Consider the following 25,815-nt stretch of genomic DNA (forward strand, 5'->3'; position numbering starts at 1 on the left):
GGTATTTTTGAAATTTCATCAGTGACCAAATGAACATTTCGGTCATTTAATACTTTAGAAGTATACATCCATTATTAATGATTTGCAAGTAAAAAATGAAAGTTCTTCCTTCGCTATAGAAGATATAGAAAAAGAAGCTGTTGTTATTGAACAGCTTCTTTTAAGGGTGTTTTCTTATTAAAGTATTCTAAAACATTCTGTACAGCCGCCTCACCCTGGTCAATGCAATCTGGAACACCTACTCCTCCATATGAAGCACCTGCTAGGAAAACACCAGGCAGCTCCTCTTTAACATGGTCTAGAATGGTAGCAAGCCGTTGTTTATGCCCCACCGTATATTGCGGCATTGAATTCTTCCAACGTGATACAATTGCGAAATCAGGGTTCAATGTAATATCCATTGTTTTCTTTAAATCATCCAAAACAATTTTAATAATTTGGTCATCTGATAGATCGACAATGGTTTCGTCACCGGCTCTTCCCACATAGCAGCGAAGGAGAACTTTACCCTTTGGAGTCGAATGGGCCCACTTTTTATGAGTCCACGTACAAGCAGTAATCGAATAATCACCATTTCTTGAGACAACAAATCCGGTTCCGTCAATATCCTGCTTGATTGCTTCCATTGGAAATGCCAATGCAACGGTGGCAACAGATGTAGATGGGACCGATTTAAATGGGTCAAAAAAGCGATAATCTGAAAACATTCCTTGTGTTATTTGATGAGGAGTGGCAGCAATAATACTATCTGCCTGAATGGTTTCCCCATTATTAAGATATATCTCATACTTTTGATTGGACTTTGTAATCTTTTCAACTCGATGACCTTTTAAAATAGAATCCGGGTCTATTTTACTTTCAATGGCTTCCGCAAAAGATTGGAGCCCCGATTTGAAAGTTAAAAAAGCTCCTTTAGTACTCTGGTTACTTTCGGTCTTTTTCGGTTGAGAAGGAGTCGCTTTTTTCATGCCAACGATCAGGCTTCGGTATTTTTGTTCCACCTCATAAAATTGTGGGAAAGTAGACATTAAACTTAATTGATCGATATCACCTGCATAAATGCCTGATAACAATGGTTCAATTAAATTTTCAACCACTTCATCACCTAATCTTCGTCTAAAAAATTCTCCTAAAGATTGGTCTTTCCCACTTTCAGAACGAGGTAAAATAAAATCGGCCGCAGCTCTTAATTTACCAGGAATCGAAAATAAGCCTGTTGTTAAAAAGGGGCCTATTTGTGTTGGAATTCCCATGATCGAACCACCGGGCATTGAGTGTAGCTTCTCATTCACTAGAACATATGATTTACCCGTGGAATTATGAACTAATTGATCGTCCATCCCTACTTCTTTAGCAAGTCGAATCATGCTTGTCTTCCTTGCTAAAAATGAATCAGGGCCTCTCTCAATTGTAAAACCGTCTCTTATAACGGTTTGCATTTTGCCTCCGAGACGGTGGGAAGCTTCTATAAGTTTAATTTCAATAGGAAGGTTGTGTTCATGAATCTGTTTTTGAAGATAGAATGCAGCTGTTAAACCTGCTATTCCTCCTCCAATAATAACAACCTTCTGTTTTTCTTCCGCCACGGACGTCACCTTCTTCCCTTTAATTCCCTATTAGTATTTAATGAGATATTCTTTTTAGGATCACGGTAGAAAGGCAATCAATAAATTCTTCCTTTGCGTTTGGCATTTCAGGACGATAATAGCTAACACCCAATTCATCCGTCACTGCTTTACATTCGATATCATTATCAAAAAGAACTTCCAGATGATCACATACAAATCCAACAGGCGCAAAGACAAATGCTTTATAGTGATGCTGCTGGTACAATTCTCTTGTTAAATCTTGTACATCCGGACCAATCCATGGCTCTGGAGTATTTCCTGCACTTTGCCATCCAATAGTATAATTATCAATTCCTGCTTGTTCTGCCAGTAAATCAGCCGTTTCCATTAACTGCTGAGGGTAAGGATCACCTAATTGTAAGATTTTCTCTGGAAGACTATGCGCCGAAACAATTAGTACCGCATGCTCTTTTTCCTCTTGAGGCATTTGTTCAAAAACTTGTTTTACTTTGTTAGCCCAATACCCAATAAATTTTGGTTCTTTGTACCAGCTTTCAATACTAGTTATTTTAAGTCCGCCTAATTTCTCTGCTTCCTCTACTGCTCGTCCATTATAGGATTTTACACTAAACGTTGAAAAATGAGGAGCAAGCACTATACTAACTGCCTCTTTAATACCATCTTCGTGCATTTGTTTCACTGCATCTTCGATGAAAGGCTTAATATGCTTTAATCCAAGATACATTTTAAATTCAATGTCATCCTGAATGGTATTTAAATGTTCCTCCAACTTCTCTGCCTGGTCTTGCGTTATTTTAGCGAGTGGAGAAATTCCTCCAATAGCTTCATACCGATTTCTAAGATCTTCAATCATTTCAGGCGATGGCTTCCGTCCATGACGGATATGCGTATAATATCCTTCTAAGTCATCTAATGTATAAGGGGTACCGTATGCCATTACTAGCAGACCCATTTTCTTTTTCGCCATATTCACACCTCATCTTTAAGTCTGTTTCTCAAGATCCACTTATTTATGGAATAGGCCAGTAATAATCATTGGGCTATGAAAATTTACCTTGTCATATTAATGGCCCAGTAAAATAGCAACTCATACTATTGTGCCAAAAAATTGGACGTCTTACCAATTTTAACACTCAAAATGAGTATTAACGACTTAATTTGGATGCTGAATATTCATGAATAAATGAAGCTAGTCTCTTTAATGTTTCTGGATTTACGGATGGGAAAACACCATGTCCTAAATTAAAAATATACCCATCCTGTGCCATACCTTGGTCTAGAATAGCTTTTGCTTTTTCCTCAATAACTTCCCAAGGAGCTAACAAAATTGCAGGATCCAGGTTTCCTTGAACGGTTTTATGAATTCCAAGTTCCCTTGCCTGGCTAATAGGCAATCTCCAATCTAACCCTACTACATCCAACGGTAGTTCATTCCATTCTAATGCAAGATGGCTAGCACCAACCCCAAACATAATTAACGGAACATTTTCTTCTTTCAATGACGAAAAGATACGGTTCATGACAGGCTTGATGAAATAACGGTAATCCTCGACATTTAAGGCTCCAACCCAAGAATCGAAAATTTGGATGGCTTTTGCTCCTGCCTTTATTTGTGATTTTACATATGTAATGATCATATCGCCCAGCTTATCCATTAGGGCAAACCATGCCTTAGGCTCTGTGTACATGAATGCTTTGGTTTTGTTGTAGTTTTTGGATGGTCCCCCTTCAATCATGTAGCTTGCTAAGGTAAATGGTGCTCCTGAAAAACCAATTAACGGGACAGACAACTGCTCCTGTGTTAATAATTTAATGGTATCAAGTACATAAGGAACGTCATCTTCTGGATTGATTTCACCCAATTTTTCAACATCAGATAGTGAGCGGATCGGATTATCAATTACCGGGCCAATGCCACCCTTGATTTCTACTTCCATCCCGATTGCTGGCAGTGGAGTCATTATATCTTTATATAGAATGGCTGCATCTACGTTATATTGCTCAACCGGTAACCGTGTGACATACGCACAAAGTTCAGGCTGGTGTGTGATTTCAAATAAAGAATATTTTTCTTTAATCTCTCTGTACTCAGGTTGTGAACGTCCTGCTTGACGCATATACCATACAGGTACGTAGTCTGTTTTCTCACCTCTAGCTGCTTTTAAGAATGTTTCATTAATCGGTCTTGTCATTTTTATTATCCACCTTTCAAACACATGTCTGTTTTCCATTTTAATATAGTTGGCTTAAATTTAAAAACTTTCTTATCATCTTTGAAATGATTGTTATATTTAGACTGTCTTCACTATATCTATTAATCCTATTTGTGTATAGATAACACTAATAACTGTCAAAAAAAAGTCGTTTTTAGGTTCCTAGAATTGTTAAAATTTAAAGGAGAATACTGACTTAAGCTGGGTATACACTAATAAATGGATACATAAGGAGGAGAAAACATATGAATGCCTATATTACCTTAGGAACATTGGATTTTTTAAAAAAGATTGAAGGAAAATACCCTAATGATTTAATGGTAACAATGATCAACGAAAACAATGCCTTATTATTTCATGAGACGGCTGGCGAAACTGTTTTTAATGAGCCTCGAAAATTTGAAGAGTTACTTTCTATTGGCGAGATGAAAAAAGAAGGTTTTGTTGTTTTAAACAACGTACCAGTCACAGATGAAGGAAAGTCAGTATTTGAGCATCAAGTAAAAAATCAAATGAACGCTGTTAAAAGTCAACAAGGATTCTTAGCTTTACGAGTACTTCGTCCCCTAACATCTAGTCAGTATGTAATCATGACTGTATGGAAAGATGAAGCCTCCTACCAAGCATGGAAATCTTCTCAGACTTTTTTTGATGTTAGTAAACTGACAGGAATGGATTCTCAGGCAAAGATTTTTTCGAGCGCCCCTTATGTTAGCAAATATATGATTACGGAATGAATTTAGATGTAGTTAGACTTAATTTACAGTGGAAATTAAATTAAGTGTAGAATCTCAGCACAAATTAAAAAAGCAATATGTTTCACTTAGAGAGTAGCCTGGAATTTTTCAGGGCTATTCTCTTTTTGTGTTTTAGAGAGCTTAGCATCCTGATCGAATGAGCTAGATATTTTGGCGCCTTCACGGTTTTTCCTCCTTCACCTGTCCGAATGAGCCAGGTATTTGGACACCATTACTTCTCTTCTTGCTCGACCTGTCCGAATGGGGCAGGTATTCGGACACCATCACTCCTTTTCCTCCTCTCCCTGTCCAAATGAGGCAGGCATTCGGACACCATCACTCCTTTTCCTCCTCGTCCTGTCCGAATGGGGCAGGCATTCGGACACCATCACTCCTTTTCCTCCTCTCCCTGTCCGAATGAACCAGGCATTCGGACATCATCACTATTTTTCCTCCCGCCCTGTCCAAATGGGGCAGGCATTCGGACACCATCACTCCTTTTCCTCCTCTCCCTGTCCGAATGAACCAGGCATTCGGACATCATCACTCTTTTCCTCCCAGCCCTGTCCAAATGGAGCAGGCATTCGGACACCATCACTCCTTTTCCTTCTCCCCTGTCCGAATGAACCTGGTATTCGGACACCATCACTCCTTTTCCTTCTCTCCCTGTCCGAATGAACTGGTATTCGGACACCATCACGTCTTTTTTTCCTCGCCCTGTCCGAATGAACCAGGTATTCAGAAACGATTACGCCCACTCCTTCTCCCCCTGTCCGAATGAGCTAGGCATTCGGACACGACCTTGCCTATTCTTACCCGACATGTCTGAATAAGCCAATTAATTCAAAATTCCCGGCTAACCCTCTCCTAATGAGCCTCCACACTAGAAAAATCTACAAAAAGGGCAACCCATCCCCTAGATTCAAGCCTTAAATATAATAATATTTTCCCTTCTCTTTCACCACTTTTGGCTATTTTCATATTCTGTATTACATCCAACAGGGCTATAGCCCTGTTGGATATAAGAAAGGAGGGAGTTTAAATGATCGTCGAACTTACGGCTCTTCATTGGATATATGTGACTTTTATTGTTCTTATTATTGGATTTATGATAATGAGAAGGGACACGACCATCATTTGTATTGCGGGGATATTCTTAATTGCCTTAGTTGCCACAGGCAGTTTAAGTCATTCAGTGAGTAGTATATTCAACAGTTTTAGTTATGCCATAACTGAATTATTGTCTACGATACTCGTCATTTCTATTATTGTTGCCATGAGCCATACATTAACTGCCACTGGCATTAATGATGTCATGATCTCACCCTTTACAAAATTAATTCGTAACCCTACCCTTGCCTATTGGACGATTGGTATTTTAATGATGGTGATTTCCTGGTTCTTTTGGCCTTCTCCTGCAGTTGCCCTTCTAGGTGCGGTACTTTTACCAGTAGCAATTAGAGCAGGTTTGCCGGCACTAGGCGTCGCCATGGCAATGAATCTATTTGGTCACGGGATTGCATTATCTGGGGACTTTGTCATTCAAGCTGCTCCAAAGCTAACGGCAGATGCTGCTGGACTTCCGATACAGGACGTCATTAATGCCAGCATTCCCTTAGTATTTATAATGGGGCTGGTTACAACCGTTACCGCTTTCTATTTTTTAAGAAGAGATATGAAACGTGGGGTTCTTCAAGTCAATTCATCTGTCTTATCGGATTCATCAGATGAATCCCCTCAGCATAACACCCTCTTATCTTTAGGACAAAAACGTTTCTTTGCCATTTTGGTACCATTGTTATTTGCTGCAGACGTCGCTGCCATGACGATTCTAGATTTGACCGGCGGTGATGCTACAGCCTTAATCGGTGGAACCTCTATTCTTATTCTTCTATTAATTACCTTAACCAGTCATAAAAATAAAGGCCTAGAGCAAACCACCCAGTATTTGATTGAAGGGTTCCAATTTGGATTTAAGGTCTTTGGTCCAGTTATTCCTATTGCTGCCTTCTTCTATTTAGGTGACAGTGGATTCACAAAAATCATTGGAGAATATTTACCAAAAGCATCTCATGGTATCGTTAATGACTTAGGTGTAGCACTTGCTAGCATTGTTCCTTTAAGCAAAGCAGTTGGTGCCGTCACATTAACGACTGTGGGGGCAATCACAGGATTGGATGGTTCAGGTTTTTCAGGAATCTCCCTTGCTGGTTCTATTGCTGCCCTTTTCGCAACAGCAATTGGAAAAGGCGCTGCTACCCTTACTGCTCTAGGACAAATATCAGCTATTTGGGTCGGTGGTGGAGTTCTCGTACCATGGGCGTTAATTCCAGCTGCTGCAATATGTAAGGTGGACCCTTTTGAACTAGCAAGACGGAACCTAGTCCCAGTAATTATCGGGCTAGTCGTAACAACCATAGCGGCTATGTTTTTAATATAGGCTATGTTAAAGCATTATGTTGATGTTACACACCTGTTGATTGGAGTGGAAGGCGCGAAGACTCCTGCGGGAGTAGCGGTCACGGGAGACCCCGCAGGAGTGAGCGACGAGGAGGCTCCCGGAACGCCCCGCGGAAAGCGAAGCGCCTGGAACGGAAATCAACAGACAATTTTAATATGGAATATAAAATCAGAAGAGAGGCTGAATTCAGCCTCTTTTCCTAATTAATCTTCTTCTTTTTAAGATAATTATAGAGAACGATCGAAAGGGATACCCATATATATCCTAATGCATAGCCCCCAAGAACATCTGATGGATAATGTACGTGTAGGATAATCCGGCTTGCTCCAATTAAGAGCAGTAAAATAGCAGCACATGCTCCAATAATGATCTTTGCCTTTTTTGAAACAGCTGACTCAATCAATAAGTAAGCAATTAAAAAATACACAGTCATCCCAACCATGGCATGCCCACTTGGGAAGCTATAGCTTTTCACATCAACAAGATGTTCAAGATCAGGCCTTGGTCGAGCAAAGTAATCCTTGAGGAGCTTACTAATTTCATTACCCAATGCTATAGATAAAGCAAAAACAGCCGCCCCGAGATAATTTCTTTTTTTAACCAATAACCAAATTAACATTAATATGGCGACAACCCCAATTCCCTTTTTATCCCCCATTTCGGTTAGTTGAATAAAAAATGGAATGACAGAATTTGGTACATGTGAAAATAATCCTGCAATTTTATCATCCATCCAGAAAATACTGTGTGTGGCCACTTTAATGGTTGTAAATAGTGCGAATATAATGACCATACCCATAAAAATAAAAGAGTAATTTACTTTGCTTTTTGCTTCCATTCCCCAATTCCTTTCACTTTCTTTTTGGTTGTGTTAAAGAACATTATAGATTTTAAACCCTGTTGATTGGAGCGGAAGGCGCGAAGACTCCTGTGGGAGTACGGTTCAGGGGAGACCCCGCAGGCGCAAGCGCCGAGGAGGCTCGCCGAAACGCCCACGAACCGCTCGCGCCTGGAGCGGAAATCAACAGACAATTTAAACAGAGCCTTCTTTTTAAAATCCTTTAAAAGTATAAAGAAAATAAACTTAAAAATCTATATAATAGTGAAAAAGTGTTAAAATAGTTTGAAAATACATTCTTTTTCAACTAATAAAATGGGGGGATTACCTATGTTAAACCAGCTTTTTGCAAAATTAGAAGGATACTACGATGAGATGGTCTCCATCCGTCGATACATGCACCAGCATCCTGAGTTATCATTTCAGGAATATGAAACAGCCAAGTTCATTTATTCTTATTATAAAAAGTTAGATATTGAAGTTAAGGGTAATGTTGGTGGAAATGGAGTCGTTGCGATAATTCATGGGAAACTGCCAGGAAAAACAGTTGCACTACGGGCAGACTTTGACGCACTTCCCATTCAAGATGAAAAGGATGTACCCTACAAGTCATTAGTACCAGGGATCATGCATGCCTGCGGCCATGATGGACATACAGCTACTCTTCTTGTCCTTGCGAAAGCATTAAACGAATGTAAAGAAGAACTTAAAGGAACCTATGTTTTTATCCATCAACATGCCGAGGAATATGCACCTGGTGGAGCAGCTTCCATGATTGAAGATGGTTGTTTAGACGGTGTTGATGTCATATTTGGTACTCATTTATGGGCAAGCGAACCCACAGGTACAATCCAATACAGAACGGGACCCATAATGGCAGCTGCAGATCGTTTTGAAATTGAAATCCAAGGTCAAGGCGGCCATGGCGCACAGCCCCATAAAACAAAAGACGCTATTGTCACGGCATCCCAGCTAGTTCTCAATTTACAACAAATTGTCAGCCGAAAGGTAAACCCTGTAGAAGCGGCGGTAGTGACGGTTGCCTCATTTACAGCCCAAAATGCATTTAATGTTATTGCAGATAAGGCAAAACTAGTTGGTACTGTACGTACTTTTAATGAAGAAATAAGAGGATTTATCGAAAAAGAAATGGAGCGAATCATCCATGGCACGTGCTATACATCTGACTGCACGTATAAGTATACCTTTGTAAGAGGCTATCCCGCTGTAGTAAATCATGCTAATGAAACAGAGTTTCTCATTTCATGCGCCAAAGAAGTACCTGAGGTAAAAACAATTGAAGAAACCGAGCCACAAATGGGCGGCGAAGATTTCGCCTATTACTTACAAAAAGTACCTGGCACATTCTTCTACACAGGGGCTAAGCCAATGGGTGAAAATACAACCTTTCCACACCACCATCCTAAATTTGACATTGATGAAAACGCCATGTTGATTGCAGCCAAAACCCTTGGTACTGCAGCACTGAAAGTTCATGAGTAAGAAAAAGCCCCTGAATTTCTCATCATTCAGGGGCTTTTTGTAATAATCTCAACCGATAGGCGTTCATTGCTGTTTCTCCAAGGTGTTTCAGTAAATTATTATTCGCATAGGCTCCTACAAAAGCACCAATCCCTGGTACCAGCTGCAGCATCTTGGCAAGGTCAATATAATCACGATACTCCTGTTGAAATTTCCGCCAATCCATTTCAACTAACACTTGTTTCCTTTCTTCCCAGTTCTCAATCTCATAAAGCGTGCTTCTTCGAATATCATCACTTGAAAAGGCCAATTGAAAAATATGCAATATGAAAAGTCTTTCCTCATATTGATTTGTATTAAATCCATAAACTTCAGCCGCTTCAAAAAGAAATTTCATCTTAATCGTAAGGAGAAGTGGAAAATCAGCAAGTCCGAGTAATATCCCTCCAGCACCGGTTCCGGCACCCTCAACAATGGCAGTTTTTTGGTATGTGGCTATTTTTTTTCGCACCATTTCATCTCTCTCAGAAAGGGTTAAGCCCTTTGCTTGATCTTTTTTTGTTGTAAGTTTTGAGCCAAATAAAGTTGCTTTTACCATCCCTTTAATACTTTCAGTCATGACCTCATGGACCTTATCTGGAATCCATTCATTAATTTTCACTTGAGCTTTCTTAGAAATTCGATTCATCATCCCAGAACGTCTGGATAATTTCCGTTTCCATTCTTCGACTTCATCATAAACTTTTAATTCATATTCATTCATTAGCCTCACTCCTTCCATAAACATTTTATGCTTACCTACGATAAAACCCAGCCAATGGTTTCAAAAAAATCCCCTTCATCAGCAAAGGGGATTTTAATTTAAGCCTTTATACGTTTTTTACTGTAAATATAAACAAATAAGTAATTAAATACAAACCCTAAAATTAAGGCAAACAGACTATTCATGATTTCGCCTTTAAGAGCAATAAACAAAGCAAAAATAACCGCTTCTGTAGATAAGATGATCATCAATAAAAAATGAAACGAGGAAATTTTACATTTTTGTGCAACAGGATATAAGTCAACCCAGAGCTTGTTTTGATGATGGTTCCATAATGGAAGCAGCTGAAAACCTGTTAAATACAAAAATAAAATGCTCAATAAGAGTTGTCCTAATCCAAACGAAATGAAATAAATGGCCAACGTGCCAATGACTGTTAACCTGATAAACAGACCTAAGTAATCAGAAGAACGTAGAAACGCACGAGAATACAAATACAAATAGGTTTTATCCTGAGAAAAAGGAATGTTGCTAATGAGCCAATCAAGCCACTTTCTTCTTTTAACTGTATCCTTTAGATTCGGAACATCTGTAAACATATTTGCCAATCGGTAAAACGAAGCCATTCTCTTTTCTTCCTGATCGATTAACAAATCCCATTTAAGCCCCATCTTCTTTGTTCGAACATAAAAGAAACGATAATAAAAGGCCATCACTACAACAAGAATAAGCAAAATAAATACATTTGCTTGTTTGAATAACAGAAAGGTACATACGGCATTGATAAAATATCTGACAACCATATCCCATCTATGTACAGAATTCTGAACAAAATAATAAATTCGCCAACTAGTGGCTAAATTCCATCCCTTTAATGCTAATAGGACAACTAAATAAGGTAAAAACAATTGAAAACCGCTGCTGTTTACATGGGCATACATTGGCATAAGTACCGCAAGTACCATAAGAAGTATATACCCTTGAAATACAAAACTCGCTATACCAGACCGAAAAAAATACCCTTTTAGCTTATCCTCGAGTGGTAGGATATACACTTTATCCGCTTCTAGCAGAAAATTATAAACCGGACTGTACGTTAAGAATAAACCTATAACAACAGCAATAATAATTTCCGCTGGAAAATTGGAAGAAAGCTTCTCCACCCATTGTTGATAGTAAAATGCACCTGTTCCAATTAGGAATAACAAAACAATGACCAGATGCCCATTGAATATATAACGCAGGTATCTTCCTAAATCCCTTACACGACCTCCAGCACGGTCCTTCCACAGTTTTTTATCATCAAACATATTTTTCTTCCTTCGTCAATTGAATATATAGATCATCCAAAGAAGCAGTAGGCATAGAAAATTGCTCTCTTAGCTCTTCAAGCGTTCCTTTGGCTCGTATTTTCCCCTCATGTAAAATGACAAAGCGGTCACAATATTTCTCCGCGGTCGCAAGTATATGTGTGGACATCAAAATACCTGCACCGTTCTCTTTCATCTTCTTCATTAAATCAAGCAATGACTGAATTCCTAGCGGATCCAAACCAACAAAAGGCTCATCTACAATATAAAGGGAAGGTTGAACTAAAAAGGCGCACATGATCATAACCTTTTGTTTCATCCCTTTTGAAAAATGCGCAGGAAACCAATTTAACCGCTTCTCCATCCGGAACTCCGATAATAATGGGCCCACTCTCTGTTTAAAGTCCGCTTCCTTCAACCCATAAGCCATAGCCGTTAATTTCAAATGCTCTTCCAGGGTGAGTTCCTCATATAATACAGGCGTTTCCGGAACAAAGGTAAATTGACGTCGGTAGGCTTCTTTATTTTCCGTAAACGACTGGTCGTTAATTTTCACCGTTCCCTTATGTGGTTCCATTAACCCGATAATATGTTTAATGGTCGTACTTTTACCTGCTCCATTAAGTCCAATCAGTCCAACCAGTTCTTTTTCTTTTACATCAAAGGATATATCTTTTAGTACTGGGTTTCTTGTATATCCTCCAACAAGATTCTCAATTGATAATAGTGACATTTGCATACGTCCCTCCGTAGCAGATTATGCTTTTCATTTTATCAAATCCAGCTAGATAAAAACAGGAATACAATTTTTTGATATTTTTTTGTATATTTCTTTTGCAATCGGACATCATAATATTCGAAGGGGAAACAACTTACTTCGATGAAGAGATTCATCAAAAATTGAAATGAGGTGTCTGTTAAAGACAATTTCCTTTCAAACAAGTAGAGCTTCCAATTCGTTTCAGATAAGGGGATGGTTGTTTTGTACAAAGTGCATGGTAACCATTTTGAGTTCAAGTAACACCACTGTTAAGGTTTATTCACAAATAAACTAAAAATGAGGTGTTTACCGCAGATCGCTACCCGTTTTTATAAGTTGGGAAAACATATAAAAACAAATAGGGGATGGTCAGCTTGAACAATATTGTTTCTTTATAAAAAAACACTCTACGAAAAATGAGGTGTTTATCAAAGAACACTCCTGAATGAACGTACCTTTTGAAGCAATTCCCCTTCGAGAGGGCAGGATTCCATGCGGATCCTGCCTTTTTCACATTATAAGAACGTATAAAATTAATTCTACTTTGAGAATTGTCCAGCTCCAGCACCTAGCCCCTCGGGTCAAATAACCTTCTGCAAGTAAAGTCAAAGAGCGACTTTTCTTACAGAAGAACATTTGCCTGTCGGGGCTGACCAAGGCGCTTACGCTTTTCTTATTTGTATGGTAAAATAATACAAACTAATTACAAGGGGCTGTATTATGATGAGTGATTGTATTTTTTGTAAGATTGTTAATGGAGAAATTCCAGCTGCAAAAGTTTTTGAAAATGAACATGTACTTGCCTTTTTGGATATCAGTCAAGTAACAAAAGGACACACACTTGTCATTCCTAAAATACATAAGGAAAACTTATTTGAATTGACTCCTGAAATAGCTAGAAATCTTTTTGAGGTTGTCCCAGCCATTGCCAATGCGTTAAAACAGGAATTTGACCCAATTGGATTAAATTCGATTAATAATAATGGAGAACATGCTGGTCAATCTGTGTTTCATTACCATATGCACTTGATTCCTCGATATGGCAAAGGTGATGGGTTCGGTGCCGTTTGGAAAAACAACCAAAGTGAATACACACCACAGATCCTGCAGGAAATGGCTGAAGGAATAAGTAAACAACTTTAACTGGCCTTTCACCACCCAAATTATCTGAAAATTATTTCTTTAAAATTATTACATTATTATGTTATAATGAAATCAAGTTTTTCGCTGTAGGCAATGAGGGCACTGCAGGAGAAACAAATAGATTAGTATAGCAGAGGAGAGAAGAGAAATGAATACGAAGAACATTGTTATTTTAGCACTTTTAGCGGGGATTGGGGTAGTTTTGCATACGGTTATGCCAGCCTTCCTAACAATTAAGCCAGATATGATGCTGGCAATGATGTTTTTAGGAATTATTCTTATTCCAGAATTGAAAAGTGTGATGCTTCTAGCTATTGTGACTGGCGTATTGTCTGCATTAACAACTGGTTTCCCGGGTGGACAGATTCCAAACATCATCGATAAACCTATTACTGCGTTAATATTTTTTGGTTTATTTTTAGCTTTAAAAAAATACCAGAATTCCCTTGTTAGTGTTGGAATTTTAACAGCTGTAGGAACGTTGATCTCTGGAACCGTCTTTTTATCAGCCGCTTATTTTATTGTTGGTTTACCCGGACCTTTCACAGCGCTATTCGTGGCGGGTGTTTTACCAGCCATTGCACTAAACACTGTAACAATGGTCATTTTGTATCCAATTGCTCAGTCAATTTTTAAAAGAACTAAATTATCTTCAGCTTCCGTGATTCAAAAATAAAACACGGGATCCTTTTAAGAAAAAGAACCCGAAAGGGTTCTTTTTCTTAAATTCCCATTAAACTTTAGGACAAATAGGAAAGCATTAATGCAACTAGCAAACACACAATTCCACCACCAGCTAATGCAGCAGCTCTTTTCTTTATTACTTGTTTTGGCGGATACACACCTGGTTTAGAAATATCCAATAAATGTTTGATTGTTCCTAATACTAGTATGGCACTTAAGATAAAAAACGTCACAGCTACACTCTTCATCTTTCTTATCCCCCTACTAACTTTTGAAAATTCGAAACAATTGTTGTAACTATTTATATGTTTTATCGTCCATTCCTATGAACAAGGCATCGTTTATCCAGGGGGATCTGTGTATTAAACTATTTAAATAAACTAATTTATAGATTTACTTTGTTACAGAACATTGTTAATTTTTACACCCTGTTGATTGGAGCGGAAGGCGGAAAGACTCCTGTGGGAGTACGGTTCAGGGGAGACCCCGCAGGCGCAAACGCCGAGGAGGCTCGCCGCAACGCCCACGGAAAGCGAAGTGCCTGGAGCGGAAATCAACAGGCAATTTAACAAAGCCTATAAGTTAAATATTCTAAAAGTTGCCATTATTAACAGCGAGAGATTAAAATAAAATTGAAATTTCAATATTATTTTGTTAAATTTACAAATTTCAACATAAATTTTATATAATTTCTAAAAATTTTGTGAATTTATATCTTTATTAATTTTTATTTTATTGGCATAATGATAATAGAGAAATATAAAAGTGGGTGAAAATGGGGATGACTGAGAAACAATATTCAATGAAGGAAGCGATGCTTTTTAGTCAGAGAATTGCACAATTAAGTAAAGCCTTATGGAAATCAATTGAGAAAGACTGGCAGCAATGGATTAAGCCTTTTGACCTAAACATTAATGAACACCATATTCTATGGATCGCATACCATTTAAATGGTGCTTCCATTTCAGATGTGGCAAAGTTTGGGGTCATGCATGTCTCGACAGCATTTAATTTCTCGAAAAAACTGGAAGAAAGAGGCTTACTCCAATTTTCAAAAAAAGAAAATGATAAGCGCAATACGTATATTCAGCTTACTGCTGAAGGAGAAGACATTTTGCTCAAACTAATGGAAACCTATAATCCGGACGGTAATGCAGTGTTTACAGGTGCTTTGCCCCTTCGCGAATTATATGGAAAATTCCCTGACATCATTGAAATGATGGCGATCGTTCGAAACATTTATGGGGATGACTTTATGGAGATTTTTGAACGTTCTTTCCATAACATCGAAAGTGAATTTGTAGAAGAAAATGGAAAGTTACAAAAGCAGAACAAGACTCAACAAGAACTAGTTTAAAAGCAACTCAAATATACTTTTTTAGTTCTTGAAAAAGAAATTCATAAAGATTCTGTGTTAAACATGCCATGATTGCTTCATCGACAGACAGATTTTTCGGTAATGAATCAGCAAATTCATTGAAAAGCGGATGAAAGTATACATACCCTTCCGCTTTTTGTTCTTCCAATTGTATGCTCATTTTGTCACATAATTGAAAAAAATCTTTTACTTCCTTTTCAGTGAGACCTTTCTCAATGATAAGTTTGTAAAACTCAAGCTTCGGATTGAGTAATAATTGCAGTAAAAGTTTTTGGTGGTATTCTAAAAGATTAATTCTTTCCAACAATCCATCAATTTCATTCATTTAATAACCCTCTTTTCAACCCAACAATACTCTATGTACATTATTCACCTTTTAAAGACGTAGGTAAACCTAATTTAAGCAACTGATATATAAATTATTTATAAATGATAAGAAAGTCTTACAAGCTTCTATTCTTTATGACTATCTTTTTTTTCTAATTTTTGATATTGTATAAAACATAATATGAACAACTGGGGAGGGAATCATTGATGATCTCCGTTTTTATTGTCTTTGCTATTTTCATCTTGTTTTATGTAAATAAAATGACCAATTCTCTATGCATCCAAAAAGAAATACCGGAAGAAAACCAGCATAAAGTATTTCGTACGATCAATGTCCTTATTACGATTTTACTAATTTCTTCCTATTTGGAAATTTTATATACATAATCCTGTTTATAGCGGGATTTAACTTAAGAATAAAAAATCGAAGCGATGAGGAATTTCTCATCGCTTTTAATTTTTTATTTTTCATTAATAGATCCAAGATGCTCCAATGATAATTAATAAGATGAAAAGGACTACAACTAAAGCAAATCCTCCACCGTACGCTCCTCCTGACATATATTTCCCCTCCTCTTCATGAACTTAAAATTGGTTTTATTTAGTAAACCCAAGAAGCTCCAACTATAATCAATAAGATGAAAAGGACTACAATTAGAGCAAATCCAGCTCCATATCCTGCGCTCATCGTAATACCTCCTTTTTCATTTTCTAAGATATACTATTCAGACAGGATTGATTTCGTTTAGGCACTTACCAATTTTTTTTTGGAAAAGGTCTAGGTTGCATTTGTAAATTTTCTAAAAACAATCACAACTTAATTTTTGCAGTAGTTACCATTTATGTTATAGTAGAGATTGTGGACAAGAAATTACTGTTTAGGAGAGATTTCATCATGAAAAAATGGATATTAGCCCTTACTATAGCAGGCGGGGTTCTTGCACTAAGTGCATGTAATCAAAGTGGTTCTGGCTCTGGTTCTGATACTGTAGCTGAGAGCAAGGTTGGAAATGTAACACAAGAAGAGCTATATAACTCAATGAAGGAAAAATACGGTGAACAAGCCCTTCAACAGCTTGTATATGAAAAAGTTCTTTCAAAAAAGTACAAAGTAACGGATAAAGAACTAAATGAAAAAATTGACCAGCTAAAAGCTGACCTTGGTGCAAATTTTGAAACTACTCTTGCACAATATGGCTATAAAAGCGAAGCAGATTTAAAGAAAACGATGAAGCTTGGCATGATGCAAGAAAAAGCGGCAATGAAAGATGTAAAGGTAACTGAAAAAGAATTAAAGGATTACTACGACAGCTACCAGCCTGAAATTAAAGCACGTCATATTCTAGTTGCAGATGAAAAAACTGCTAATGAAGTGAAGAAAAAGCTTGATGGCGGGGCAAAATTCGAGGACGTAGCAAAAGAATATTCAACCGATACAGCGTCAGCACAAAATGGCGGAGATCTAGGTTGGTTCGGTACTGGAAAAATGGACCCTGACTTTGAAAAAGCTGCATATGCGCTTAAAGTGAATGAAATTAGTGCACCAGTGAAAAGTCAATTCGGTTATCACATCATCCAATTAACGGATAAAAAAGAGAAAAAATCATTTGAAGATATGAAGAAAGAAATTGAATATCAAGTTAAATCTTCTAAATTAACAAGTGATTCAATTAATAAAGCAATGCAACGGGAACTAAAAGCTGCAAATGTAAAAGTAAGCGATAAAGATTTAAAAGACGCTCTTAACCCACAAACACCAGCAGCTGCTGCACACCAATAATAAGACAAAGGAGGATTTCCCAAAAGGTCTGACCTCACGTTTAACACTCATATATAGTCGAACTTTAGGAAAAGATCAGCTATATATTGAGGTTGTGGGGTCTGGCACTTTGTTTTGGGACATCCTCCTTTTTTATTCCCCTGTAGCTTTTAGATCTTCCCTTTGTTCCCTTTCTCTTTCTAATCGTTTGATATAGATTTCTCCTTCTTGCTCAATGCTTTCAAGTTCTAGTTTCCGCTCTTCTCGACCCGTTTTTATTGCCATCAATGCACTAATCACAATTCCAACCACGACTGCATAAATCCAAATAGGTATAGTCATTATCATTGCTCCCTCCATTGTGGTTGTCCACTTTTTATTACAACTTATTCCTTCTACAGAAGAAATATTCTTCTTTTATAGCAAAAAAAATAACCCTATTCGGGTTATTTATTGAAAACGGGCTTATAAAATGAACGATTATCCAATGCAAAGATCCGCTCTGTAAATTCTCCAGGCTTTACCCTTTCTAAGGCACGATCAAGCATATTCATTTTTGCATCCAGATTATCTATATAATGAAGAATTTCTGCTTCTTTAATCAATGGTGGTTTTGGACTCCCCCATTCGGCTTTTCCGTGATGGCTTAGGACAAGATGCTGTAAGATGAGTACTTCCTCTCCTGCGATCCCTAATTCCTCCGCAGCCTTGCCAATTTCATTGATCATAATTGTGATATGGCCTAATAAGTTACCTTCAATAGTATAAACGGTTGAAATAGGACCAGATAACTCCATCACCTTTCCCATATCATGCAGGATCACACCCGCATATAGCAAGTCCTTATCGAGGCTAGGATACAGTGAAGCGATAGCTTTGGCCAAATCAAGCATGCTAACCACGTGAAAGGCGAGACCAGAAACAAATTCATGATGATTTTTTGTTGCTGCAGGATATTCCAAAAATGCCTTTTGGTGTTTCTTAATTAAATGACGAGTAATCCTTTGAATGTTAGGATTTTTCATTTCGAAAATATATTGAGTCAGCTTGCTGACCATCTCTTCTTGACTTAACGGGGCTGTTTCCAAGAAATCGTCCAATTTCACTCCGTCTGCAGGACCCGTTTTTCGGATCTGCCGGATTTTCAGTTGGCTTTTTCCTCGATAATTTTGCACATCACCCATTATTTTAACAATATTCTGGGCCGCATAGTTCTTTTCATCCTCATCATTCGCATCCCAGAGCTTTGCTTCAATTTCACCACTCTGATCTTGCAATATCAATGTTAAAAAGGGTTTTCCGTTACTTGCAATCCCCTTAGTTGAACTCTTTATCAAAAGGAATAACTCTACCTGTTCACCCACATCATAATTTAATATTCCTTTACTCAAGCTATTCACGCTCCTCCCATTAGTAAAAGTATAACATATCCAACTATCACTCTAGGAAATAATCTGAACTGCACCCTTTGTTATATTAAGGATATTTTCCTTTTCGAATAGCTGCAGTAAATGTTCATGACAAGTAAAAAATAGCACTTGATTGGCATGTAAACTTTGCAAAAGTTCAATTACTTTTTGTGTTCTTTTGGCATCAAAATTAACAAAGCTATCATCAATGATGATCGGGAATTGAAATTTTTCATATAATGTTGTTGCTAAGGCAAGCCGTATAGAAACATATAATTGTTCCGTTGTCGCTTGACTGAGTTCATTTGCCTCAAAAATAGTGTGGTCCTCTCTTTCCACTAAAAAGCCTGTGCCAGTTTGTTGCAGATGAATTTTTTTATAATTTCCATTGGTGAGGAAGAATAGATATTCCTCTGCTTTCGAAATCATTCTTGGTACGTGGACCTTCTTATACTTTTCAACGGTGTTTGATAGTATTTCTTGGGCGAGACAATAGACTGCCCACTCTTTTGCCGACTCTTCTAATTCATACTTCTTCTGTTTATAGTTGTGAAGAATAGTCGAATAAACTCCACCTTCCTCTAGTACCTGAATTTCGTATTTAAGAGCGGCAAGTTCTTCCTGCTGTTTTTTTAATCTTGTTTGTAAGTGTAGAACTTCATGATTGTGTTGGGCTATGATTTCATCACTATTATGGATGTGCAAAAAGGTTTCCCAAATCGGCCTAGGTAGGAGGGAATACTCAAGCTGATTTTTAAGTGTTCCAAGTATTCCCAAGAGTTTCCCTTGTTTTTCTGCCTTCTTACCAAGTTCGTAGAACTCCTGCTCTGTTTCTACCCCCGCAGCATGTAGAAGCTTGTTATATTCAGTTTTTAAGTGCTCAATTTCATGCCCCTTTTGTTTTACATCTGCCGCAAGTTCTGCAATCTTCCTCTCTCTCTCTTGACTTTTTATTTTCTTTTCATGCTCCTCTTTTAATCTGTTCCGTAATAGATAGGCTATTTCTTGTAAAGCCAACCCTTGCTCTGATAAAAAACGTGTTGCAAATTTATTCAGTTCTTTATAGAGCTTAGCTTGTTGATGATTAATTTGCTCTACTTTCGTTTGGTATTGATTTTTTTCTCGAGAGGTAGTTTTATATTGTTCTATAAGCTCGAATGCTTCCAATAGAAACGGAACCGCGATATATTCAGGTATGTTTAACTCTAAACTAAGTGATAACAGCTTTTCTTTGTTTTGCGCAAATTCCAATTCCCATTCTTCAAACTTGGTAATTACCTTATCATATTGTGATTGCTGTTGTTTCAGCTTCAGCTTAAGTACTTGAACCTCTTCGCGCCGGAGAGTATCCCTCTTTAAATGCTCTTCGAGTTTTGTCAAATCCATATATTCTGCTGAATGAAGCTTTTCTACTAATTGTTTTTCCTTTTCTTTTAATTCTACTAGAGTCTGTTGCATCTCCTCTGCTTTCGACTCTTTTGAAGCTTTTGTCATGAAATAAGCAGTTAGGATACAGCCAATCAATCCTATAAATAAAAGTACCCACTGATTCGTCAATAATCCATAAAATAGTAGTCCTAGTAGAATTCCTTCAAAAAGGAAAAATTGGAGCCTTTTCTGCTTTCTACTATTCACCCATTCCTTTTGATCTCGATCATAACCCAGTTGGTAAAATTCAATCTTGTCCCTTAATGCTTTCAAATCAGCTTCTACACTCTTCTTATCGTTACCATTAAACACTTGCTTCTCAATGAGCTCCCTCTCCTGTTTTGCAAGAAGGTTGCTTTCTGCCATTCGGACTTCTTTTTCTATCTCCTGCAATACTCTTGTTTCTTCCTGAAAGCGTTCCTCTAACTCTTCCTTTACTTCTTGTAATTTTTGTCTTTTTCTAGAAGTGATTTCTACTTGGTTCCTCATATAAATATTTGTATTAATAGCAAAAACATCTTTTTCTGCTATAGGCAAATGTAGTTTCTCTCTAATTACTGAAAGCTTTTCATCACATTCAGCAATTTTCAGTTCGCATTGCTGTTTCTCAATTGTCAATTGTTCCATAAGTGGGACTTGATCAAGTAAAGTTAAGAGTACAGACTCACTTTCAAGTAAAGATCGTTCAGGTCTCATTTCAGCAAGTTCTTTTTTTTCATTTTCGATTCTTTCTGATAGGCTGATGAGCTCTGCCTCATATGGATGGATGAGCTCTAATAATTTTTCTAATCTTTCCAATCCATGAGTAGGAAATGAAACCCCTCCTAGATCACTAAGCTCCTTCTCTGTCCATTTTTCTTCTCTTACATTTGACTCTATTCTTTTCCACTCATGTAATTGATTTATCTTGCTCCCCAGTTCCTTAAGCTGACCATTGATCTCTTGCATTTCCTGAAGAAGCATCTCTCTTTTTTCTAGCAAGCTTTCATATTCTTTATTTTTCGATGCTGCCTTTTTCAGTTCTAGATTGATTTCATTAAGTGCTTGTAACTTTTCATTTATAATAGGCTTCTTTCCCGATGGTTTAAATCTGTTATCCAGTTCTTTCTGCAGGAAAGACTCCGTTATGGATAGCCGCTCCGTCCCCAACGTTCCAGCAGAAAATAGGAACTTCCCAATATCTTCACCTTTCATTTGATGAACGTTCTGAAGTCCGTGAATATTAAAGGAGAAAACAGCCTGGAATAAATTTTTATCAAAGCCGGCAACTAGTTCTTTTAGAAGCTCTTCCCCGCCCATCATACCGTTATCCATAACTACTTTCACATCACCTGCTGCTTTTCCCTTTACACGCTCAATAACGACAAATCCATGCTCTTCATGATAGACTCTGATTTTTCCGCCATAGTTGTTGCTATGTTTTGGTTCGTACCTAAGTTCAGTTTGTTGTTTTGTTGGGAATCCGAAAAGAATACCGTGGATAAATGCCATAATAGTTGACTTCCCTGCCTCATTTTCTCCATAGAACACTTGGAAATCAGCAAGGTCTTTAATGATTACATTTTCTAATTGTCCATAACCATAAATGTATAACTCCAGAATTCTCATAGCATCTACTCCTTTCTTCTAAGCTTCACTAAGTAATTCTATTAATAATTTCTCCGCTCTTTCTATTAGTTCTTTATGTTCTGCTTCATTTAAATGTGATACATACTTTCTGCCCAATGGGTGCTCATATAAAGGGGCTAATGCGTAATCAGCATCCTCATACTCTTTAATTGTTTCAAAAAGCTCTGAATAAAAATTAGCTTCCATTTTTAATTGCTCTTTATCAAATAGCTGACTGTCGGCTATATGTATGTCAACGGTCCATACAAAAGAGGCTTCGTCTTTTTCATCCTCTAATAGAAGGTCTAGAAGTTCACCATCTAAGTTCCTTTTTTCCCGCTCATCATTTAATTGGACGTTTTTTAAGAAGAGAGTCAATAAAGTCCCCTGTTGATTCTTTCGCACTTGGTTGAGGGTCATTTGACATAATTGAAAAATGTCGTTAAAGCTGTTGGCTGTTGTAGCATCGACTTCTGTCTCTTCCCAAACAACATCTGATGTTTCAACAAAATTCAGCTTGGCATCGAGATCAGACAATTCCACATGATAATAACCCTTTGAACCTGTTTCCTTTTTATTTCTACCTTGAATATTTCCTGGATAGATAATCGGTGGAGATTCAGCCAAAATAGCCCTTTTATGAATATGGCCTAATGCCCAGTAGTCAAAGTCTTTTTCTAATAAGTCCTTAATTGCAAACGGCGCATAATTATCATGCTCAGACCCCGAACTTTCATTGCCATGAAGAATACCAATATGGAATCCAATATTATTTAACTTTGAATAGTCATCTATTTTCCTAGTGAACACATGCCTGGTTGGATAGCTGAATCCGTATAAATGGACGATTTCTCCATTCCTCGTGTGCAACACTTTTGTTTCTACATTACTAGTAAATACATGAACATTTGCTGGCATGCTTAACTGTACCCATGTACCATTTAGATGATCATGATTTCCATGGACGACATAAACGGGGATTCCATTCTCTTCTAACTTCAGCATTTCACTGCGAAAACGGGATTGTGCCCGTAAGCTCCGATCCTCTCCATCAAATAAATCTCCCGCTAAAATAACAAAGTCAACCTGCTTTTCAATGGCGTCTTTCGTTATTTTCTTCAACGCTGTAAAGGTGCTCTCCTTCACCCTTGTAAAAATACTTTCCGGTAAATGTTTTAACCCGACCATAGGGCTGTCCAAATGCAAATCCGCTGCATGAATAAACGATATTTTTTTCATAGGATAATCCTTTCAACGTCTTTTCTTTATTGTAGCACCTCTGAAATACGAATGCACGTTCTACCAAAAAAGAGGCACTCTCTTTGAGCAGCCTCTTGAAAGATTATTCGTTTTTTGTTAATTGGAGTGCTTTTTTAATATCTTTAAAGGAATTTGACTGACCATACATTAGGACGCCTCCGCGGTAAACTCTTGCACCAAAGATAGCTAACACTGCAATTGTGACGACGAGGATTGAAATTCCTAGGAGCGCTTCCCATAAAGGGATGGTCAGCATTCCTACGCGAAGAAACATAATCATTGGTGTGAAGAATGGGATATAGGATGTAATCGTAATGAAGGGAGCATCAGGCTTGCCCAGTCCAAACATGGCAATCATAAATCCTCCAACCACAAGCAAGGTCATCGGAGTGATCATTTGTTGAACATCTTCAATGCGACTAACAAGCGAACCTAAAAAGGCTGCGAGTGTAGCATAAAGAAAATAACCAAGTATAAAGAATATAACCGCATAAATAACAGTTTCAAATGGGATATCTTCAAAACCATAGACGCCGAAAAACCCATCCTTCAAAGAATCCATATTTTTTGAAAGAGAATAATAACCGACTATAAGAAAAGCAGCAAGTTGCGTAAGACTTAATAAACCAATCCCAATTATTTTTGCAAACATCTGCTTAATCGGCGAAACACTAGAGATCAATATCTCCATAACCCTCGATGACTTTTCAGTTGCCACTTCCATTGCAATCATATTTGCATACATAATGACTGAAAAATAAATAATGAACAGTAGAACATAGACCAGTCCTCTGGCCTGATTTAATTCCTCTTCCGTTTTTGCATTTTTCTCAAGTGCAAATTTTTCGAATGATACCGGCTCATACAACTTTTGAAGCTGCACTGGCGTTAAGTTAATTTGTGAAGCGGCAAGCATTGCTTTAACTTGCTGTAATCCTGTTTGAAGATCAGAAAACAGCGCTGAGTCAGCAATACTCATAGCTTTAAAAGTGGCTTCTGGTAATTTTTCCTCATTGAAACGTAACTGAATGACTCCCTTATACTTTCCTTCTTCTACCGCCTTTTCTGCCGCATTTTCATCGCCTTTATAAAGTGACAGTTTAATATCCTTATTAATAGTGTGAACCTGCTGCTTTAATGGCACATAGAGCTGGCCGGTTTCATCGAGTACAGCTATTTGGTCCTTTCCGCCATCTTGATCAAATAATGCAATGATGTTATTTATATTCGTCAAGGCCAGGACAATCACGATTGTCAGAATGGTCGTCACAATAAACGATTTGCTTTTTAGTTTGTTTAAATAAGTATGAAACAGAATAATCCAGAAGCTATTCATAAGAATTACCTACTTTCTCGATAAAAATATCATTTAAAGAAGGCTCTTCAAGGGAAAATCTCCTAATGAAACCATTCCCCACAATCTTTTTAAGAATTCTATCGGCAATGTCCTCTCCTTCGATTTGTAAGTGTATTCCTTCTGTTGTCAATTTTGTCTTAATTACCCCAGGGAAGTCTTTCAATGAATCTAATGGAAAGTCTGCATGGATCACTAAGTTCTTTTTTCCGAAAGCTCGCTTTATTTCTTTTAATGCTCCATGAACAACAGGGCTGCCTTTATGTAAAATGCATAAATGTTCGCACATTTCTTCTACATGCTCCATTCGGTGACTCGAAAAAACAATCGTGGCTCCATTTTCCCGTAAGGATAAAACAGCATCCTTTAACATTTCCACATTCACAGGGTCAAGCCCGCTAAACGGTTCGTCTAGAATTAATAGCTTAGGCTTATGTACGACAGCCGCAATAAATTGAATCTTCTGTTGGTTACCCTTGGACAACTCTTCTACCTTTTTATTCTCATATTCTTGGATTTTAAAACGCTCAAGCCATAATCTTAATTCAGAGAGTGCTTCAACCTTGGGCATTCCTCTTAACCTGGCTAAATATACTATTTGTTCACTGACTTTAAGCTTAGGATACAAACCCCTCTCCTCAGGTAGATAGCCGACCAAATGACTGGTGGTATAATCAATTGATTTTCCATCCCAAGTAATTCTTCCCCCACTACTATCCAGTAATCCTAAAATCATTCGGAACGTTGTCGTTTTCCCCGCACCGTTCGCCCCTAGAAAGCCAAACATCTCTCTATCGGGAATCGTTAATGATAAATGGTCCACTGCAGTAAATTTTCCAAACCGTTTAGTGACATCTTCAAGTTTAAGTACCATGTTACACACTCCTCTCTGTTTTTAATACGTATTATCCATTTTTCGGTTTCACTTTTCTTTTGCACAATTTAGTAAACTATGCAAAAATAATAGTAAGAATTTTTGAACAAAGGGGTTTTATGATGAAAACGTATAAATTAACCGCGTTTGAAGCGAATGGTGAAAAGATTTTAGATGAAGCCTTTCAAGCAGAAACTGATCAAGCAGCCAAAGAACAAGGGGAAAAACTATTATCAGAAAAAAACTTATTAGAAAAAACGCACCGATGCACCTCACCTAGCGGCAAGCTGCTTCTTTTCCACTCTTAATTGAAAGTGAACAGAAGGGTAGCGGAGGTCTAAGTGACCATCATCTATCGAAAACATCAACTACGGTCGTATAGCGGGGATCTATGCGACCGTTTTCTTTTGAAAAAATCAATCACGGGTTCATAGCGAG

At 37.6% G+C, this 25,815-nt stretch carries 27 protein-coding genes; 9 read left to right on the forward strand and 18 right to left on the reverse strand.

Annotated elements, in window-relative coordinates; translation table 11 throughout:
- Positions 1 to 143 precede the first annotated feature (143 nt).
- From hemY to hemE, 3 genes are all read right to left on the reverse strand, one after another.
- The gene (hemY, locus tag RCG25_RS20180; RefSeq protein ID WP_308080614.1) at positions 144 to 1,586 is read right to left on the reverse strand and encodes a protoporphyrinogen oxidase; all 1,443 of its coding nucleotides are present in this window, start codon (positions 1,584 to 1,586) and stop codon (positions 144 to 146) included.
- A 37-nt stretch (positions 1,587 to 1,623) separates the two neighbouring features.
- Entirely contained in the window at positions 1,624 to 2,556 is a 933-nt protein-coding gene (hemH, locus tag RCG25_RS20185) for a ferrochelatase (protein WP_308080615.1), read from the reverse strand.
- 178 nt (positions 2,557 to 2,734) lie between these two features.
- Positions 2,735 to 3,781: a uroporphyrinogen decarboxylase gene (gene hemE, locus RCG25_RS20190; RefSeq protein ID WP_308080617.1), complete on the reverse strand. Its 1,047-nt coding sequence runs from the start codon at positions 3,779 to 3,781 to the stop codon at positions 2,735 to 2,737.
- A 266-nt stretch (positions 3,782 to 4,047) separates the two neighbouring features.
- On the opposite strand from hemE, the gene RCG25_RS20195 reads away from it, so the two are divergent.
- On the forward strand, positions 4,048 to 4,539 hold the full coding sequence (locus tag RCG25_RS20195) for an antibiotic biosynthesis monooxygenase family protein (protein ID WP_308080618.1): 492 nt from the start codon (positions 4,048 to 4,050) through the stop codon (positions 4,537 to 4,539).
- A gap of 491 nt (positions 4,540 to 5,030) precedes the next feature.
- On the opposite strand, the gene RCG25_RS20200 is transcribed toward RCG25_RS20195, so the two are convergent.
- Complete coding sequence (locus tag RCG25_RS20200) at positions 5,031 to 5,297, reverse strand: hypothetical protein (RefSeq protein ID WP_308080619.1); 267 nt, start codon at positions 5,295 to 5,297, stop codon at positions 5,031 to 5,033.
- A 284-nt stretch (positions 5,298 to 5,581) separates the two neighbouring features.
- Between RCG25_RS20200 and RCG25_RS20205 the strand changes: the two genes are divergently transcribed.
- Positions 5,582 to 6,979 (forward strand): hypothetical protein, encoded by a 1,398-nt coding sequence (locus RCG25_RS20205; protein WP_308080620.1) that lies wholly within the window; start codon positions 5,582 to 5,584, stop codon positions 6,977 to 6,979.
- Between the two features lie 220 nt (positions 6,980 to 7,199).
- Here RCG25_RS20205 and RCG25_RS20210 read toward each other — a convergent pair whose 3' ends face one another.
- On the reverse strand, positions 7,200 to 7,838 hold the full coding sequence (locus RCG25_RS20210; RefSeq protein WP_308080621.1) for a phosphatase PAP2 family protein: 639 nt from the start codon (positions 7,836 to 7,838) through the stop codon (positions 7,200 to 7,202).
- A 330-nt stretch (positions 7,839 to 8,168) separates the two neighbouring features.
- Here RCG25_RS20210 and RCG25_RS20215 point away from each other — a divergent pair, with 330 nt between their 5' ends.
- Complete coding sequence (locus tag RCG25_RS20215; protein ID WP_308080622.1) at positions 8,169 to 9,341, forward strand: M20 family metallopeptidase; 1,173 nt, start codon at positions 8,169 to 8,171, stop codon at positions 9,339 to 9,341.
- A gap of 22 nt (positions 9,342 to 9,363) precedes the next feature.
- On the opposite strand, the gene RCG25_RS20220 is transcribed toward RCG25_RS20215, so the two are convergent.
- The 3 genes from RCG25_RS20220 to RCG25_RS20230 all read right to left on the reverse strand — a co-directional run bounded on the left by RCG25_RS20220 (position 9,364) and on the right by RCG25_RS20230 (position 12,126).
- Positions 9,364 to 10,083 carry an EcsC family protein gene (locus RCG25_RS20220; RefSeq protein WP_308080623.1) on the reverse strand — a complete coding sequence of 240 codons (720 nt, stop codon included), beginning with the start codon at positions 10,081 to 10,083 and terminating at the stop codon, positions 9,364 to 9,366.
- Between the two features lie 98 nt (positions 10,084 to 10,181).
- A complete protein-coding gene (locus tag RCG25_RS20225; RefSeq protein WP_308080624.1) occupies positions 10,182 to 11,393 on the reverse strand; it encodes an ABC transporter permease in 1,212 nt (403 codons plus the stop codon).
- A complete protein-coding gene (locus RCG25_RS20230; protein ID WP_308084231.1) occupies positions 11,386 to 12,126 on the reverse strand; it encodes an ABC transporter ATP-binding protein in 741 nt (246 codons plus the stop codon). The genes RCG25_RS20225 and RCG25_RS20230 overlap by 8 nt, the downstream gene beginning before the upstream one ends.
- Positions 12,127 to 12,876: 750 nt before the next feature.
- Here RCG25_RS20230 and RCG25_RS20235 point away from each other — a divergent pair.
- Together RCG25_RS20235 and RCG25_RS20240 are read left to right on the forward strand one after the other, a co-directional pair.
- Positions 12,877 to 13,296 (forward strand): HIT family protein, encoded by a 420-nt coding sequence (locus RCG25_RS20235; RefSeq protein ID WP_308084232.1) that lies wholly within the window; start codon positions 12,877 to 12,879, stop codon positions 13,294 to 13,296.
- A gap of 148 nt (positions 13,297 to 13,444) precedes the next feature.
- Complete coding sequence (locus RCG25_RS20240; protein ID WP_308080625.1) at positions 13,445 to 13,972, forward strand: tryptophan transporter; 528 nt, start codon at positions 13,445 to 13,447, stop codon at positions 13,970 to 13,972.
- Positions 13,973 to 14,036: 64 nt separating this feature from the next.
- On the opposite strand, the gene RCG25_RS20245 is transcribed toward RCG25_RS20240, so the two are convergent.
- Complete coding sequence (locus RCG25_RS20245; protein WP_308080626.1) at positions 14,037 to 14,228, reverse strand: membrane protein YhzF; 192 nt, start codon at positions 14,226 to 14,228, stop codon at positions 14,037 to 14,039.
- 533 nt (positions 14,229 to 14,761) lie between these two features.
- Here RCG25_RS20245 and RCG25_RS20250 point away from each other — a divergent pair.
- Positions 14,762 to 15,337: an HTH-type transcriptional regulator Hpr gene (locus RCG25_RS20250; protein WP_308080627.1), complete on the forward strand. Its 576-nt coding sequence runs from the start codon at positions 14,762 to 14,764 to the stop codon at positions 15,335 to 15,337.
- A 7-nt stretch (positions 15,338 to 15,344) separates the two neighbouring features.
- Here the strand turns inward: RCG25_RS20250 and RCG25_RS20255 are convergent, their stop codons facing one another.
- Complete coding sequence (locus tag RCG25_RS20255; protein ID WP_308080628.1) at positions 15,345 to 15,683, reverse strand: DUF1878 family protein; 339 nt, start codon at positions 15,681 to 15,683, stop codon at positions 15,345 to 15,347.
- A gap of 209 nt (positions 15,684 to 15,892) precedes the next feature.
- Here RCG25_RS20255 and RCG25_RS20260 point away from each other — a divergent pair, with 209 nt between their 5' ends.
- Positions 15,893 to 16,072 carry a hypothetical protein gene (locus tag RCG25_RS20260; RefSeq protein ID WP_007084261.1) on the forward strand — a complete coding sequence of 60 codons (180 nt, stop codon included), beginning with the start codon at positions 15,893 to 15,895 and terminating at the stop codon, positions 16,070 to 16,072.
- Positions 16,073 to 16,156: 84 nt separating this feature from the next.
- Here the strand turns inward: RCG25_RS20260 and RCG25_RS20265 are convergent, their stop codons facing one another.
- Both RCG25_RS20265 and RCG25_RS20270 read right to left on the reverse strand, forming a co-directional pair.
- The gene (locus tag RCG25_RS20265; protein ID WP_307289594.1) at positions 16,157 to 16,246 is read right to left on the reverse strand and encodes a YjcZ family sporulation protein; all 90 of its coding nucleotides are present in this window, start codon (positions 16,244 to 16,246) and stop codon (positions 16,157 to 16,159) included.
- A gap of 40 nt (positions 16,247 to 16,286) precedes the next feature.
- Entirely contained in the window at positions 16,287 to 16,373 is an 87-nt protein-coding gene (locus tag RCG25_RS20270) for a YjcZ family sporulation protein (RefSeq protein ID WP_074432824.1), read from the reverse strand.
- Between the two features lie 207 nt (positions 16,374 to 16,580).
- On the opposite strand from RCG25_RS20270, the gene RCG25_RS20275 reads away from it, so the two are divergent.
- Positions 16,581 to 17,465, forward strand: coding sequence for a peptidylprolyl isomerase (locus tag RCG25_RS20275; RefSeq protein ID WP_308080629.1), 885 nt, complete (start codon positions 16,581 to 16,583; stop codon positions 17,463 to 17,465).
- A gap of 132 nt (positions 17,466 to 17,597) precedes the next feature.
- On the opposite strand, the gene RCG25_RS20280 is transcribed toward RCG25_RS20275, so the two are convergent.
- The 6 genes from RCG25_RS20280 to RCG25_RS20305 form a co-directional block, all read right to left on the reverse strand.
- Complete coding sequence (locus RCG25_RS20280; RefSeq protein ID WP_308080630.1) at positions 17,598 to 17,786, reverse strand: sporulation YhaL family protein; 189 nt, start codon at positions 17,784 to 17,786, stop codon at positions 17,598 to 17,600.
- 104 nt (positions 17,787 to 17,890) lie between these two features.
- The gene (yhaM, locus tag RCG25_RS20285) at positions 17,891 to 18,835 is read right to left on the reverse strand and encodes a 3'-5' exoribonuclease YhaM (RefSeq protein ID WP_308080631.1); all 945 of its coding nucleotides are present in this window, start codon (positions 18,833 to 18,835) and stop codon (positions 17,891 to 17,893) included.
- A gap of 51 nt (positions 18,836 to 18,886) precedes the next feature.
- A complete protein-coding gene (locus RCG25_RS20290) occupies positions 18,887 to 21,889 on the reverse strand; it encodes an AAA family ATPase (RefSeq protein ID WP_308080633.1) in 3,003 nt (1,000 codons plus the stop codon).
- An 18-nt stretch (positions 21,890 to 21,907) separates the two neighbouring features.
- On the reverse strand, positions 21,908 to 23,128 hold the full coding sequence (locus tag RCG25_RS20295; RefSeq protein ID WP_308080634.1) for a metallophosphoesterase family protein: 1,221 nt from the start codon (positions 23,126 to 23,128) through the stop codon (positions 21,908 to 21,910).
- Positions 23,129 to 23,231: 103 nt separating this feature from the next.
- The gene (locus RCG25_RS20300) at positions 23,232 to 24,485 is read right to left on the reverse strand and encodes an ABC transporter permease (protein WP_308080635.1); all 1,254 of its coding nucleotides are present in this window, start codon (positions 24,483 to 24,485) and stop codon (positions 23,232 to 23,234) included.
- The gene (locus RCG25_RS20305; protein WP_308080636.1) at positions 24,478 to 25,377 is read right to left on the reverse strand and encodes an ABC transporter ATP-binding protein; all 900 of its coding nucleotides are present in this window, start codon (positions 25,375 to 25,377) and stop codon (positions 24,478 to 24,480) included. Before RCG25_RS20305 ends, RCG25_RS20300 begins: the two co-directional genes overlap by 8 nt.
- Positions 25,378 to 25,499: 122 nt before the next feature.
- Between RCG25_RS20305 and RCG25_RS20310 the strand changes: the two genes are divergently transcribed.
- The gene (locus RCG25_RS20310) at positions 25,500 to 25,685 is read left to right on the forward strand and encodes a YhzD family protein (protein ID WP_308084233.1); all 186 of its coding nucleotides are present in this window, start codon (positions 25,500 to 25,502) and stop codon (positions 25,683 to 25,685) included.
- Positions 25,686 to 25,815: the final 130 nt, after the last annotated feature.

The sequence above is a fragment of the Neobacillus sp. PS2-9 genome (assembly GCF_030915525.1).
Taxonomy (GTDB): Bacteria; Bacillota; Bacilli; order Bacillales; family Cytobacillaceae; genus Neobacillus.

Bases quoted from the DNA above. Each gene is read 5' to 3' on its own strand.
- RCG25_RS20310 (WP_308084233.1), top strand. From the start codon at position 25,500: ATGAAAACGTATAAATTAACCGCGTTTGAAGCGAATGGTGAAAAGATT.
- RCG25_RS20245 (WP_308080626.1), bottom strand. From the start codon at position 14,228: ATGAAGAGTGTAGCTGTGACGTTTTTTATCTTAAGTGCCATACTAGTA.
- RCG25_RS20255 (WP_308080628.1), bottom strand. From the start codon at position 15,683: ATGAATGAAATTGATGGATTGTTGGAAAGAATTAATCTTTTAGAATAC.
- RCG25_RS20305 (WP_308080636.1), bottom strand. From the start codon at position 25,377: ATGGTACTTAAACTTGAAGATGTCACTAAACGGTTTGGAAAATTTACT.
- RCG25_RS20260 (WP_007084261.1), top strand. From the start codon at position 15,893: ATGATCTCCGTTTTTATTGTCTTTGCTATTTTCATCTTGTTTTATGTA.
- RCG25_RS20240 (WP_308080625.1), top strand. From the start codon at position 13,445: ATGAATACGAAGAACATTGTTATTTTAGCACTTTTAGCGGGGATTGGG.
- RCG25_RS20275 (WP_308080629.1), top strand. From the start codon at position 16,581: ATGAAAAAATGGATATTAGCCCTTACTATAGCAGGCGGGGTTCTTGCA.
- RCG25_RS20210 (WP_308080621.1), bottom strand. From the start codon at position 7,838: ATGGAAGCAAAAAGCAAAGTAAATTACTCTTTTATTTTTATGGGTATG.
- RCG25_RS20300 (WP_308080635.1), bottom strand. From the start codon at position 24,485: ATGAATAGCTTCTGGATTATTCTGTTTCATACTTATTTAAACAAACTA.
- RCG25_RS20195 (WP_308080618.1), top strand. From the start codon at position 4,048: ATGAATGCCTATATTACCTTAGGAACATTGGATTTTTTAAAAAAGATT.
- RCG25_RS20220 (WP_308080623.1), bottom strand. From the start codon at position 10,083: ATGAATGAATATGAATTAAAAGTTTATGATGAAGTCGAAGAATGGAAA.
- RCG25_RS20265 (WP_307289594.1), bottom strand. From the start codon at position 16,246: ATGTCAGGAGGAGCGTACGGTGGAGGATTTGCTTTAGTTGTAGTCCTT.
- RCG25_RS20205 (WP_308080620.1), top strand. From the start codon at position 5,582: ATGATCGTCGAACTTACGGCTCTTCATTGGATATATGTGACTTTTATT.
- RCG25_RS20235 (WP_308084232.1), top strand. From the start codon at position 12,877: ATGAGTGATTGTATTTTTTGTAAGATTGTTAATGGAGAAATTCCAGCT.
- RCG25_RS20250 (WP_308080627.1), top strand. From the start codon at position 14,762: ATGACTGAGAAACAATATTCAATGAAGGAAGCGATGCTTTTTAGTCAG.
- RCG25_RS20270 (WP_074432824.1), bottom strand. From the start codon at position 16,373: ATGAGCGCAGGATATGGAGCTGGATTTGCTCTAATTGTAGTCCTTTTC.
- hemE (WP_308080617.1), bottom strand. From the start codon at position 3,781: ATGACAAGACCGATTAATGAAACATTCTTAAAAGCAGCTAGAGGTGAG.
- RCG25_RS20295 (WP_308080634.1), bottom strand. From the start codon at position 23,128: ATGAAAAAAATATCGTTTATTCATGCAGCGGATTTGCATTTGGACAGC.
- RCG25_RS20225 (WP_308080624.1), bottom strand. From the start codon at position 11,393: ATGTTTGATGATAAAAAACTGTGGAAGGACCGTGCTGGAGGTCGTGTA.
- RCG25_RS20280 (WP_308080630.1), bottom strand. From the start codon at position 17,786: ATGACTATACCTATTTGGATTTATGCAGTCGTGGTTGGAATTGTGATT.
- RCG25_RS20290 (WP_308080633.1), bottom strand. From the start codon at position 21,889: ATGAGAATTCTGGAGTTATACATTTATGGTTATGGACAATTAGAAAAT.
- hemH (WP_308080615.1), bottom strand. From the start codon at position 2,556: ATGGCGAAAAAGAAAATGGGTCTGCTAGTAATGGCATACGGTACCCCT.
- RCG25_RS20215 (WP_308080622.1), top strand. From the start codon at position 8,169: ATGTTAAACCAGCTTTTTGCAAAATTAGAAGGATACTACGATGAGATG.
- RCG25_RS20230 (WP_308084231.1), bottom strand. From the start codon at position 12,126: ATGTCACTATTATCAATTGAGAATCTTGTTGGAGGATATACAAGAAAC.